Source organism: Stenotrophomonas humi (assembly GCF_001431415.1).
GTDB lineage: Bacteria > Pseudomonadota > Gammaproteobacteria > Xanthomonadales > Xanthomonadaceae > Stenotrophomonas > Stenotrophomonas humi.
Genome location: NZ_LDJI01000032.1, coordinates 25059 through 37270, shown reverse-complemented (window position 1 = coordinate 37270; position 12212 = coordinate 25059). Strand labels below are relative to the sequence as shown.

Annotated in this window: 11 protein-coding genes; 8 read left to right on the top strand and 3 right to left on the bottom strand. The window is 64.1% G+C overall.

Annotation, left to right across the window (positions count from 1 at the left end; translation table 11 throughout):
- Nucleotides 1-125: 125 nt before the first annotated feature.
- The 3 genes from ABB26_RS16565 to ABB26_RS16555 all read right to left on the bottom strand — a co-directional run bounded on the left by ABB26_RS16565 (nt 126) and on the right by ABB26_RS16555 (nt 3630).
- Nucleotides 126-719 carry a cysteine dioxygenase family protein gene (locus tag ABB26_RS16565; protein ID WP_057635823.1) on the bottom strand — a complete coding sequence of 198 codons (594 nt, stop codon included), beginning with the start codon at nt 717-719 and terminating at the stop codon, nt 126-128.
- A gap of 196 nt (nt 720-915) precedes the next feature.
- A complete protein-coding gene (locus ABB26_RS16560; RefSeq protein ID WP_057635822.1) occupies nt 916-2532 on the bottom strand; it encodes a carboxylesterase/lipase family protein in 1617 nt (538 codons plus the stop codon).
- A gap of 126 nt (nt 2533-2658) precedes the next feature.
- Nucleotides 2659-3630, bottom strand: coding sequence for an alpha/beta hydrolase (locus ABB26_RS16555; RefSeq protein ID WP_245626255.1), 972 nt, complete (start codon nt 3628-3630; stop codon nt 2659-2661).
- A gap of 176 nt (nt 3631-3806) precedes the next feature.
- Here ABB26_RS16555 and ABB26_RS16550 point away from each other — a divergent pair, with 176 nt between their 5' ends.
- From ABB26_RS16550 to ABB26_RS16515, 8 genes are all read left to right on the top strand, one after another.
- Complete coding sequence (locus tag ABB26_RS16550) at nt 3807-4634, top strand: 2-keto-4-pentenoate hydratase (protein WP_057635820.1); 828 nt, start codon at nt 3807-3809, stop codon at nt 4632-4634.
- A gap of 36 nt (nt 4635-4670) precedes the next feature.
- Complete coding sequence (locus tag ABB26_RS16545) at nt 4671-5675, top strand: TRAP transporter substrate-binding protein (protein ID WP_083490892.1); 1005 nt, start codon at nt 4671-4673, stop codon at nt 5673-5675.
- A gap of 13 nt (nt 5676-5688) precedes the next feature.
- A complete protein-coding gene (locus tag ABB26_RS16540) occupies nt 5689-6225 on the top strand; it encodes a TRAP transporter small permease (RefSeq protein ID WP_057635819.1) in 537 nt (178 codons plus the stop codon).
- 3 nt (nt 6226-6228) lie between these two features.
- The gene (locus ABB26_RS16535) at nt 6229-7512 is read left to right on the top strand and encodes a TRAP transporter large permease (protein ID WP_057635818.1); all 1284 of its coding nucleotides are present in this window, start codon (nt 6229-6231) and stop codon (nt 7510-7512) included.
- A 247-nt stretch (nt 7513-7759) separates the two neighbouring features.
- On the top strand, nt 7760-8818 hold the full coding sequence (locus ABB26_RS16530; RefSeq protein ID WP_057635827.1) for a LacI family DNA-binding transcriptional regulator: 1059 nt from the start codon (nt 7760-7762) through the stop codon (nt 8816-8818).
- A gap of 219 nt (nt 8819-9037) precedes the next feature.
- Nucleotides 9038-9793 (top strand): 2-dehydro-3-deoxy-D-gluconate 5-dehydrogenase KduD, encoded by a 756-nt coding sequence (gene kduD / locus ABB26_RS16525; protein WP_057635817.1) that lies wholly within the window; start codon nt 9038-9040, stop codon nt 9791-9793.
- A gap of 319 nt (nt 9794-10112) precedes the next feature.
- Nucleotides 10113-10751 carry an RpiB/LacA/LacB family sugar-phosphate isomerase gene (locus tag ABB26_RS16520; RefSeq protein WP_057635816.1) on the top strand — a complete coding sequence of 213 codons (639 nt, stop codon included), beginning with the start codon at nt 10113-10115 and terminating at the stop codon, nt 10749-10751.
- Nucleotides 10752-10971: 220 nt separating this feature from the next.
- Nucleotides 10972-12156, top strand: coding sequence for a GDSL-type esterase/lipase family protein (locus ABB26_RS16515; protein ID WP_057635815.1), 1185 nt, complete (start codon nt 10972-10974; stop codon nt 12154-12156).
- Nucleotides 12157-12212: the final 56 nt, after the last annotated feature.

Below are 12212 nucleotides of genomic sequence, written 5' to 3'. Positions count from 1 at the left end.
GCCGTTACGCCGGCGCAGCGGGCAGCAGAACGGTACTTCGCAAACTGACCTTCCCTCTCCGGGAGCGGCTCTGGATTTGCGTGTGCTGCCCGAGCCGTTCGGCTGGGGAAGGTCAGCAGCTGCCGTCAGGAATCCAGCTGCAGTGGCCGTGCTTCGCGTTGGAACCACTGCGGTTTACCGTCGATCGGTTCGAAGACATGGCTGCGCTGCATGGCGCGTTGATAGACGTGTACCGATACGGCGATGTCGTCGCTGCGGGTGTTGCGCAGGGTGTGGTATTCGTCCGGCGGAATCAGGTTGCCGGCGCTGCCGCGGCAGCCGTGCAGGCAGGGTTGCCGGGCGAAGCGGAAGTGTTCGTTGTCGCGTTCGAGCAGTTGATACGGCGTGATGTCGAGGTCGCCGCGCCAGACGCCTTCGACGCACCAGAGCCCGTCGTGGTCATGCAAGGGGGTGCCCTGCGATGGGCCCCAGGTCATGGCGATGATGCTGTAACCATGGCGCGGGCTGCGGTAGAGCTCGCGACGGGCGTAATGATCGCTCACCGGGGAATGCACGCCCGGCGGCAGGCTGATGCGCGGATCATTGATGGCGCGTTGGAGGACGTTCTGAATCTGGATGACAGTGCTGCTCGTGTCAGCGGCCTGCACCGCGGCATCGATGCCGTCCAGGAGATGTTGGCGACCGGGAAAGTCCGGGTAGTTGTCTTGATTCAAGTGCATGACCGCAGTCTAGGCGACGGCGGTAAAGATTCTGTTGAGGTACTCGGGGGCTGGCTGCGGAATGCCTGAGGACTGAACTGTCCGCAGCTCCATCACCCGCGCGCTTAGCGCGGGAACGGCTCGCAGCGACCGACTTCGGGACAAGAGGGGCGGAAGAGGGTTTGGGAAGCGCGTCTCTCCTGCAGGGAATAGGGGCTCAGAATGTGCCGCGCTGGATGAAGGGCGCTTGTTGATAAAGCTGTCGTTCGCCGCCGCGGGGGTCGTCGCTCTGCTGGCTTTCGGTGTCGAATTGCAGCGTTTGGCGGCGATCGAGCGTGTATGGATCCCAACGTGACAATCCTGCGTGATTGGGATCGCCTTGGCGGGCGAAGGCGAGCAGGGCATCGCTCATGGCCGTGGCGACGCGTTGGGCCTCCGCACTGCTGCCAGTACGTGAGCCGGGTTGCTGCAGGTTGTGGAAAACCAGCGGAATGTCGAGGGTGTGGAAGGCGCGCAGGTTGGCGGCATCGCCACCACGGTCATACCAATCGAGTTGATACGCCCAGGTGGGTGCTCCTTGGCGGGCGCGGGCTTCGAGCTCTTCGACGGCGCCTCGCCAGGAGCGGCCTGCGGTGGTGGCGGCGAAGAAAACTTCCGAAGGCGTGTAGTGCGGGTACAAGCGCTGGTATTCGGCGATGACCACCGAGGGCAGCAGGTCGGTGTACTGCTGGGCCTCGAGCCTGGCCGGTAGTTCATCCCAGCTCAGTGCGTGGTTCTTGGGATCGTTGCCGAGGAAGGCCCGGGTTTCGTCGTGGGTGTTGCCGATGACCATCGGGATGTCAGCTGATTGTGCGGGCGCCTGCGGCCAGAACGGATGCGCCGGCAGGTTGCGGGCGTCCAGCACCGGACCGACGTACAGGCCGCTGTTCTCTATCCGCGAAGGGTCACGGACCTTGACCGCTTCCAGCAGCTTTTCCATCGGCAATGCGCGCAAGGCATCTGCATCGGCGAGCTTGAGGTGACCGAGCACCAGCTGGGCACGCTGGGTGGCGGCGCGCGGCCCGGCTGCGGTGACCTGCTGGCCACTCATCGTCCAGGCGCGGTGGAACAATCCCTTCGCTGCCGGCATCGCCATCAAAGTGGCGATCTTGGCACCCCCGCCGGATTGACCGAAGACGGTGATGTTGTCGGCGTCGCCACCGAATTCGGCCGCGTGCTGACGTACCCACTGCAGCGCCTGGATCAGATCGAGCTGGCCGACATTGCCGGAATCTGCCAATGCAGCGCTGCCAAGCTGGGCCAGGTAGAGATAGCCGAACAGGTTGAGGCGATGGTTGACGGTGATGACCACCACGTCGCCGCGCCGGCTCAGATTGCCGCCGTCGTACAGCGGGTCGCTACCCGAGCCGTTGTTGTAGGCGCCGCCGTGGATGTAGAACAGGATCGGCCGCTTGCCGCCGTCGCGCAACGCGGGCGTCCAGACATTGAGGCGCAGGCAGTCTTCGCTGCCCGGGGCTTCGCTGCCGGTTTGCGGGGCGGCCGGGCCGTAGGCGAGTGCGTCGCGGATGCCGCGCCAAGGCAGTTCCTGCAGGGCAGGTTGGAAGCGGCGGATCGAGGTGTCAGCGCCGTAAGGAATGCCACGGAAGACGTGGATGCTGCCTTCGGTCTGGCCGGCGAGGCGCCCGCTGCGTACGCGGGCGATGGGGCTGGCGGTGTGATGTGCTGTCGGGTCGGCCCAGCTGGCCGTCGCGTGGCTGGCCATGCCTGCGCCTAGGGAAAACAGGGTGCTTTGGCGGAGGAAATCGCGGCGGTGCGGGTTGGCTGGCTGGGTCATGGTGGCGATCTTCGGGTTATGTGGAACCAAAACGGGGTTTCGGAGGCAAGGGCGATTCCAACGCCACTTCTCCCCAGCCCCTCTCCCGCGAGGGGAGAGGGGCTTTGGTGCGTCGCATCGGTCAGATCATTGGGCTTGCCCGCGGGTGCCGATCGATGTCGCTCGCTGCGAAGCGATCCAATCCAGTGCCAAACGGGGCCAGGCAGCGGTGGTCAGGCCGGCAGTGCCGCGGGTGCCGAACCCGTGGCCACCCTGCGGGAAGAGGTGCATTTCGCTGGAGATGCCGACTCTTTGCAGTGATTGATAGAGCAGCAGGCTGTTGCCGACAGGCACCACCTGATCGTCGGCGGCGTGCAGCAGGAAGGTTGATGGCGTGTCCGGGCGGACCTGCATCTGCAGGGAATAGCGTTGCAGCAGCTCGGGCGAGGGATCCACGCCCAGCAGGCGCTCGCGTGAACCGGCGTGGGCATCGCTGCCGATCATGTCGATGACGGGATAGATCAGCAGCTGGAAATCGGGTCGCGCGGATTCGCCGTCAATGGCGTCGGTGGCCGGATAGACCGGATGATCGAAGCCGGTGCCCAGGCGGGCGGCGAGGTGGCCGCCAGCGGAGAAGCCCATGACGCCGAGGCGCTTGGGATCCACGTTCCAGTTGGCCGCCCGATGGCGGATCAACCGCAGGGCACGTTGAGCATCGGCCAGCGATGCCTCTCGATCGGTGCGGCCTTCGCCGGGCAGGCGATAGCGCAGTACGAACAGGGTGATGCCGCCCTGGTCGACAAAGGCGGGCACCAGCGCGCTGCCTTCCTTGTCGAGCACTACCCGCTGATAGCCGCCCCCGGGGATCACCAGCAAGGCGTCGCCATTGGCCTTGGCCGGGCGATAAACGACCAGATACGGGGCGCTGACGTGATCAATGAAGCGATCCGGCAGGGCCGGATCCTCGCTGCGTTCGACGATGCGCTGCGGCTGTGACAAGGGTTTGTCCCCCGGTGCCAATCCCTGCGGCCACAGCGCAATGCGTTCGGCCGAACCCGGGGCGGGCTCGCCGTCCGGTACCGCCGATGCGGCGGCAGGCAGGAACCCTGCAACCAGCATGAAAAGCAGGTGGCACAAGGATTTCGGTAGGATTCGGCGCTGCATGAGGAGTATCGGCTCGGCTGGATTGCAAGGCTTCTGGTGCACTGCACATTGTCAGATGACACCGGTTTACCTTATACAGCCAGCCACGGCACTGTCGATTGGCAGTGCAACAAAGACACCAGGAGAGTCACTTGAGCAACGACCCAGGCAGCCAGCCCCCGGTGGATACCGGACTGGACGACATTGCCCGCCATTTTGTGGAAGCGCGCCGTGAAGGCCGTTCGCTTCCGGATTTTCCCGGCACGATCCCGGACGATCTGGTCACCGCTTATCGCGTGCAGGACCTGGCCATTGGCCGCTGGGGCGATGACGTGGTCGGTTGGAAGGTGGGCTATATCGCCGCCGAGCGACGTGATGTTTCCGGCGACGAACGGCTGCTGGGCCCGATCTTCAAACGCAATCTTTGGAATGCTACCGGTGCCATCGTAGATATTCCGGTGTTTTCCGGCGCGGGCGGCTTTGCCGCGGTGGAGGCGGAATACGTGCTGCAGCTGGAAGCCGATGCCCCGGCCGACAAGCTCGACTGGACGCCGGAAGAGGCCGAGGCGTTGCCGGCACGGCTGTTCATCGGTGTGGAAGTAGCCAGCAGTCCGTTGGCGACGATCAACATCCTGGGGCCGCGCGTGGTGGTTTCCGACTTTGGCAACAACAACGGCCTGGTGTTGGGCGCGGAGATCCCGGATTGGGCCCAGCGCGATGAACCGGATCTGCGCGCGCAGACCGAGATCGATGGCGAAGTCGTCGGTACCGGAGGCGCCACCCATCTGCCCGGTGGCCTGCGCGCTGCATATGCCTTCGCGCTGTCGCGGTCGGCCAAGCGTGGTCGTCCGCTGAAGAAGGGCGATCTGATCGCGACCGGCAACGCCACCGGCATCCACGACATCAGCGTGGGCCAACAGGCATTGATCCGATTTGCCGGTTGCGGCGAAATTTCCTGCAAGGCCGTGGCCGCCGGGTAACCCCGCGGCAACATCCATCACGCGCGGGAGGGCGCAATGGTTACTCGACGAGGTTTTCTCACTACCAGCCTGGGGGCGCTGGCCGCGCCGATGCTGGTGGGGTGTTCCGCAGGTGGCAACGGTGCGGCTGGCGGCGGTCAGTTGCTGACCGCAAGTGATGTGCATGTCGCCGACTACCCGACGGTCACCGCGGTGAAATGGATCGGCCAGCAACTGGAACAGCGCACCGGCGGACGCCTGCGACTACGCCAGTACCACTCCGGCCAGCTCGGTCGCGAGTCCGAGGCCATCGACATGGCGCGCTTCGGCGCCATCGATATCACCCGCGTGTACTCCGGTGCATTGAACAATGCGTTTCCGCTGACCCGGGCGCTGTGCCTGCCGTATGTCTTCGATTCGGTGGCGCACATGCGCCGTGCATTGGATGGCGGCATTGCCGATGCGGTGCTGCAGGGCTTCGAGAGCCGCGACCTGGTGGGGCTGGCGGTCTACGACTCGGGCGCACGCAGCTTCTACAACACCAAGCATCCGATCGTGGAGCCGAAGGATCTGCACGGGTTGAAACTGCGGGTCGCCAGCTCGGACATCTTCCTGCAGTTGATGCGCATGTTCGGTGCCAACCCGACACCGATGTCGTTGGGCGACACGTTCTCCGGCATGGAGACGCACATGATCGATGGCGCTGAGAACAACATGCGCAGCTTTCATTCCAGCCGTCATTTCGAGGCGGCGCATTACTGGTCGGAAAGCCAGCATTCGTATGCGCCGGACATCCTGCTGATGTCGCGCCGCAGTTTCGATGCACTGACGCCCGCCGACCGCCAGCTGTTGCTGGAGCTTGCGCGACAGTCGGTGCAGGTGATGCGCATCGAATGGGATGCCTCCGAAAACAAGGCGCGCGAGGCGGTGTTGGCGTCCGGAGTGAAATTCAATCCGGTGAATCTGCCTGCCTTCCATGAGGCGGCGGCGCCGCTGCTGCGTGAGTACCTGCAGCAGGCGGACATCGCCGCGCTCCACCGTCGCATCCGCGAATTCGCCTGAGGGGCACGCATCGATGTCTGAAACAACTACGAACACAGCGCCAACCGCTGCGCAGCGTGCGCTGGAGAAGCTGGCCGATATCGTCATCCACATCGCCGTGCTGGCTCTGCTCGGGCTGGTGGTGGTGCAGGGCTGGCAGGTATTCGCCCGCTACGTGATCAATGATTCGCCCAGCTGGACCGAGCCGGTAACGCTGCTGCTGTTGAGCACGGCGATGAGCATGGGGGCGGCGGCTGGCGTGTACACCAACCGCCACTTCGGCTTCTTTCTGCTGGCCGAACACATCAACCCGGCGATCAAGCGTGCGATCGATGCGCTGGTGCCGCTGATCATCGCGATCATCGGCGGCTTCATCGCCTGGTGGGGCTGGGTGTTGTGGATCGACGGTCTGCATATCAAGACCGCGGGCGCCGACCTGCCGCAGAGCGTGAACTACCTGCCGCTGAGCATTGGTGGCGCATTGATGACGGTGTTTGCATTGAACCGCATGGTGCAGTCGCTGCGGGCCGTTGCCGGTAGCGCCGACACCGACGCCGAAGGAGACCGTTGAGCCATGGGTATCGCCATTCTTTTCGCCATGTTCGGTGTGCTGCTGTTGATCGGCGTGCCGGTGGCCTATGCGTTGGCCGCCGCATCGCTGGCCACGCTGTTGTATCTGGATCTGCCGAGCATCGTGCTGGTACAGCAGATTTCCGCCGGCACCGGTTCGGCCTCGCTGATCGCCATTCCGCTGTTCATCTTTGCCGGTGAAATCATGATGCGCGGAGGTATCTCCGAGCGCCTGATCTCGCTGGCCTCGTCGCTGGTCGGGCGCATGCGCGGCGGCCTGGGACAGGTGTCGATCCTGTCCTCGCTGTTCTTCGGTGGCGTGTCCGGCTCGGCCATCGCCGACGTCTCGGCGGTGGGCGGCACGATGATTCCGCAGATGATCAAGCGCGGCTACGACCGCGATTTCGCGGTCAACGTCAGCATCACCGCGGCATTGGTGGCGCTGCTGGTGCCGCCATCGCATAACCTCATTCTGTTCTCGGCCGCAGCCGGTGGTGGTTTGTCCATCGCCGACCTGTTCGCTGCGGGCATCGTGCCGGCGTTGCTGATGACGGTGGTGTTGATGGTGACCGGCTACGTCGTTGCCCGTCATCGCGGATACGGCGTGGAAGCCTTCCCCGGCATGCGCGCGGTGCTGTTGCGGCTGGTCGCGGCATTGCCGGGGCTGGGCCTGGTGGCGCTGATCTTCTTCGGTATCCGCGCCGGCATCTTCACGGCGGTGGAGTCGGCAGCGATCGCCGTGGTCTACGCCTTGCTGGTGACCACCGTGCTGTACCGGCAGCTGCGCCTGAAGGAGTTCATGGCCACCGTCGTGCATGCCGCGCGGAGCACGGGCGTGATCCTGTTCGTGATCGCCACGGCAGCGGTGTTCGGCTGGTTGTTGGCCTATCTGCAGGTACCGGCAGCGGCGGTGGATTTCCTGCAGTCGTTCGCGCACAGCAAGTACATGGTGCTGCTGATGATCGTGGTGATGTTGCTGCTGCTGGGTACCTTCATGGACCTGGCACCGATGATCCTGATCTGCACGCCGATCTTCCTGCCGGTGGCCAAGGCGTATGGCATCGATCCGATCCACTTCGGACTGGTGCTGGTGCTGACCGGCGGCCTGGGCCTGGTGACCCCGCCGGTAGGCTCGGTGCTGTTCATCGGCACGGCCATCGGCAAGATCACCGTGGGCGAAAGCATGAAGAGCATCTGGCCGTTCTGGCTGGCCGGTCTGACGGTACTGCTGGCGGTGACGTTCTTCCCGGCGATGTCGCTGTGGTTGCCCGCTTTGCTGCGCAGCTGATGCATCGGTGGCGTTGACCGGGCCGGCTGCCGGCCGCAAGGGCATCGCTCCTGTTTGCTCCTCGGGTGGATGTCTGCCCGTTCAGATGCACATGACCCGCTACCATCACAATGGGCCGGGGAACGCCCGTACCTGGAATCGACGCGCTGAGCGCTCGACGACGGCAGGGTGCATTCCCCGGTTCCGTTATCGCGCTCCCCATTGAGCGTGGCCCGATAGAATGAACGTATTGAACGGTTTCAAGGATATGCCCTTGCGCAAGAATGCCGACTCCATCGCCTCGCTGCAGTCACTGGGCAAGCCCGCCACGATCAACGACATCGCGCGGCTGTCGGGTGTCTCCAAGAAGACGGTGTCGCGGATCATCAACAACTCGCCGCTGGTGCGCAAAGACACCCGCGAGAAGGTCGAGACGTTGATGCGCGAGGTGGGCTACACGCCGGACCCGCTGGCCCGTGGCCTGGCGTTCCGGCGCTCGTTCCTGATCGGCATGGTCTACGACAACCCCACCGCGCAGTACGTGGTGGACATGCAGAACGGTGCGCTGGATGCATTGCGTGGTTCCAGCTTCGAGCTGGTGGTGCACCCGTGCGACACGCGCAGCCCCGGCTACATCGAGGGCGTGAAGCGCTTTGTGCAGCAGCAGAAGCTGCATGGCGTGATCCTGGTGCCACGTGCTTCGGAAGACCAGGCGCTGGCCGACATGCTGGAAGAAATCGGCTGCCGCTTCACCCGTATCGCCTCGCTGCCGCTGGATGAAACCTCGCAGATGGTGATCACCCATGACCGCGATGGTGCTGCCGAAGCCGCCGATTACCTGCTGTCACTGGGCCATCGCGATATCGCGCTGATCACCGGCCCGTCGGCCTACCGCTCGGCGCACGAGCGCACCGCCGGTTTCATCGAGGCGCTGCACAATCGCGGCATCGAGCTGCCTGCGGGGCGGATCATCGAAGCCGGCTACACCTTTGAATCGGGTGTGGCCGCCGCCGAGAAGCTGCTGCTGGGCAAGCAGCGGCCCACCGCCATCTTCACCGGCAACGACGAAATGGCTGCCGGCGTCTACAAGGTCGCCATGCGCGCGGGCATCAGTATTCCCCGTGAACTGTCGATCGTGGGCTACGACGACAGCCCGCTGGCCTCGCGCCTGTGGCCGTCGCTGACCTCGGTGCGGCGCAATACCCGCGACACCGGGCGCACCGCCGCGGCCATGTTGATCCAGCCCGAAGGCAAGAACGCCATGCCGATGGCCAGTGTGCGCCCGCACCTGATCGTGCGCGATTCCTGCCAGCCGCCGCAGGACTGAATTCCCCAAACGCTTGTTCCATAAAGGAAACGGTAATTCTTGCGGTGCAAAATGACACCGGTTTCCATAATGGCTAGAATCGTCCCGAACCCGCCCTGGAGCCACGCTCCCGGGCAACCCGGACACGCCTGCGGCAGCCACTGAAAGGTAGGCACCGCAACCCTTCCGGCCACGTTGCCGGTTGCAAACCACGAACCACCGCTCAGGGAGAGGAACACCATGACGAATCCATTCAGTCTCGAAGGCAAGGTCGCACTGGTAACCGGTGCCAATACCGGCCTGGGCCAGGGCATCGCGCTGGCGCTGGCCGCCGCCGGTGCCGACATTGCCGGCGCCGGCATCGTTCCGGCCGACGAAACGGCCGAGAAGGTGCGCGCACTGGGACGCCGCTTCCTCAACATCGAAGCCAACCTGATCAGCATCGAGCCGGTCGAGCGCGTGGTGGCCGAAACCATCGCCGGGCTGGGACGTGTGGACATCCTGGTCAACAACGCCGGCCTGATCCGTCGCGCCGACGCGGTGGATTTCAGTGAGAAAGACTGGGACGACGTGATGAACGTCAACATCAAGTCCGCGTTCTTCATGAGCCAGGCCGTGGGCAGGCACTTCATCGCCCAGGGCAGCGGCAAGATCATCAACATCGCCTCGATGCTGTCCTTCCAGGGTGGCGTGCGGGTGCCGTCGTACACCGCATCCAAGAGCGGCATCGCCGGCATCACCCGTTTGCTCGCCAACGAATGGGCCGGCAAGGGCGTGACCATCAATGCCATCGCCCCGGGCTACATGGCCACCGACAACACCGCACAGCTGCGTGCCGACGAAGACCGCAACAAGGCCATCCTGGATCGCATCCCGGCCGGTCGCTGGGGCAAGCCGGAAGACCTGGGCGGCACGGCGGTGTTCCTGGCATCGAGCGCGTCGGATTACGTCAACGGCGCGATCATCCCGGTGGATGGTGGTTGGTTGGCGCGCTAAAGGTGAAGGTGAAGGCTGAAAGGCCAGAGCCAAGGAGTCAAAAGCTGGGCAGCTAGAAGCGCCCTCACCCCTACCCCTCTCCCGCATGCGGGAGAGGGGACAGCAACAGCAACAGCAACAGGAACAGCAACAGCCACGGCCAAGGCCACAGCCACAGCCACAGCCACGGCCAAGGCAATAGCTGCGGACTGCACAGATCTCCCTTCTCCCGCTTGCGGGAGAAGGTGCCCCGAAGGGGCGGATGAGGGGAGCTTTTGCTTTTGCATCTGCTTCCACCACATCAACAACACCGTTTCCCAATACAAATGAGAGTCACGCAATGAAAATCGCATTGATGCAGGAATTCAGCCAGGCCGCCAAGAATCCGGTGGTGCTGGAACAACTCAACACCGTCGCCGCCGCGCAGGGCCATGACGTGTTCAACGTCGGCATGGACGGTGACAACGATCACCGCCTGACCTACATCCACCTGGGCATCTGCGCCGCATTGCTGCTGAATTCGAAGGCGGTGGACTTCGTCGTTGCCGGCTGCGGCACCGGCCAGGGCGCGATGATGTCGCTCAATGCATGGCCGGGCGTCTATTGCGGCTACTGCATCGAGCCGACCGATGCGTTCCTGTTCGCGCAGGTCAACAGCGGCAATGCGCTGGCGCTTCCGTTTGCCAAGGGCTTCGGCTGGGGTGCGGAAATCAACATCCGCTACATCTTCGAGAAGGCATTCGCCGGTGAGCGCGGCCAAGGCTACCCGGCCGAGCGCAAGGAATCGCAGATGGCCAATGCCGGCATCCTGGCACAGGTGAAGCAGGGCGCCTCGAAGGACTTCGTGGAAGGCCTGAAGTCGATCGATCCGGAACTGGTGAAGCAGGCGGTCGGTGGCGAACGCTTCCAGAAGGCGTTCTTCGACAATGCCCAGGACGCGGACATCGTGGCCTACGTGAAGGGCGTGCTGGGCAAGTAAGTCGCCGGCACTGCTGCATGCCTTTACGGGCAGACAAGGGCGCCTGTTGGCGCCTTTGTTGTTTGTGCGGAGACATGATCGTTGCTGCGCCGGCCAAGCAGTCCTCGCCCCAACCCCGCGCTTGCGCTGACGCAAGCGCGCTCGATGGGCCACGAACCCGTGGTTCGCTAACGCCCCCTCACGCCGTGTATGGGAGAGGGGCTTTGAGCAGAAGCAAAACATGAAAATCACTGCACTGTTTCTGGTTGTCGTTTGCTCGCTGTCCAGCATTGCCCGCGCGGACGAACCCACCCATCGCATCTTCATCGCGGCAGATTCCACCGCTGCGACCTATGGCCCGGAACGTGCGCCACAGGCCGGTTGGGGACAGGCGTTGCAGAGCTGGTTGGACCCGCTGCAGTGGCAGGTGCGCAATCACGCCATCGGCGGCCGCAGCACGCGCAGCTTCATCAACGAAGGGCGGCTGGATGCCATTGCCAACGAGCTGCAGGCCGGCGATGTGTTGTTGATCCAGTTCGGCCACAACGATGCCAAGGTCGAAGATCCCACGCGCTTTACCGACCCGGAGACCGACTACGCCCGGTTCCTGTCGCGCTACATCGCCGTGGCGCGGGAAAAAGGCGCCACGCCAATGTTGATCACACCGGTTGCACGGTTGCTGTACGACTTCGGCGCGCTGCTGGATACGCACGGCCGCTACACGCTGGCGATGAAGCGCGTGGCGCACGAGCAGAACGTGCCGCTGATCGATCTCAATGCCAGCTCGGCGGCGTGGATCCGTGCGCTGGGCGAGCAGGGTGCCAGGCCGTACTTCATGTTCGTGCCCGAGCAGAACAAGGCCGACGGTACCCACTTCAGTGTTGCCGGGGCCAATGCGGTCGCCTGTCTGGTGATGCGTGGCTGGGTGGAGCTGCAGCCGCAGATGAAAGCGGGTTTGAAGCGCGATATCGATTGTGGTGCGATCAGCGCGCCGGCTTCTCCTGTGGCAACTGCATCCGTATCGGCAACGCCCACCGCTGCGTCCGCCATCAACACCGATGTCGCGAACCCTCACGGGTCGCTGGTGATCCGCGAACAGGACATCGCACGGGAGCAGCCCGGTCCGCATGGTGGTGCTGGCCCGACCACGGCGTATTCCTTCTTCGCGGAAGTGGGTGATCTTCCGTTCGTCCTGCGCAAGCGCGTGCTGCACAAGGGAGCCGGTATTGGCCTGCACCCGCAACACAAGGATGAGATCTATTACGTCGTCAGCGGTCGCGGCCTGTATGTGCTCGATGGCAGGCAGTATGACGTTGGTCCTGGCCATGCACTGCTGACGCGCAGCGGTAGTACGCATGCATTGCAGCAGACCGGTGAAGATGACCTGGTGGTGATGCTGGCGTATCCGGCGACGGCCACGCGGTAGTTACACGCGAAGCAGGTTTCCAGGCTCGTACAAGACCTATCTGGCGCTTTCCTGGG

Bases quoted from the DNA above. Each gene is read 5' to 3' on its own strand.
- ABB26_RS16565 (WP_057635823.1), bottom strand. From the start codon at position 719: ATGCACTTGAATCAAGACAACTACCCGGACTTTCCCGGTCGCCAACAT.
- ABB26_RS16560 (WP_057635822.1), bottom strand. From the start codon at position 2,532: ATGACCCAGCCAGCCAACCCGCACCGCCGCGATTTCCTCCGCCAAAGC.
- ABB26_RS16555 (WP_245626255.1), bottom strand. From the start codon at position 3,630: ATGCTGGTTGCAGGGTTCCTGCCTGCCGCCGCATCGGCGGTACCGGAC.
- ABB26_RS16545 (WP_083490892.1), top strand. From the start codon at position 4,671: ATGGTTACTCGACGAGGTTTTCTCACTACCAGCCTGGGGGCGCTGGCC.
- ABB26_RS16540 (WP_057635819.1), top strand. From the start codon at position 5,689: ATGTCTGAAACAACTACGAACACAGCGCCAACCGCTGCGCAGCGTGCG.
- ABB26_RS16535 (WP_057635818.1), top strand. From the start codon at position 6,229: ATGGGTATCGCCATTCTTTTCGCCATGTTCGGTGTGCTGCTGTTGATC.
- ABB26_RS16530 (WP_057635827.1), top strand. From the start codon at position 7,760: ATGCCCTTGCGCAAGAATGCCGACTCCATCGCCTCGCTGCAGTCACTG.
- kduD (WP_057635817.1), top strand. From the start codon at position 9,038: ATGACGAATCCATTCAGTCTCGAAGGCAAGGTCGCACTGGTAACCGGT.
- ABB26_RS16520 (WP_057635816.1), top strand. From the start codon at position 10,113: ATGAAAATCGCATTGATGCAGGAATTCAGCCAGGCCGCCAAGAATCCG.
- ABB26_RS16515 (WP_057635815.1), top strand. From the start codon at position 10,972: ATGAAAATCACTGCACTGTTTCTGGTTGTCGTTTGCTCGCTGTCCAGC.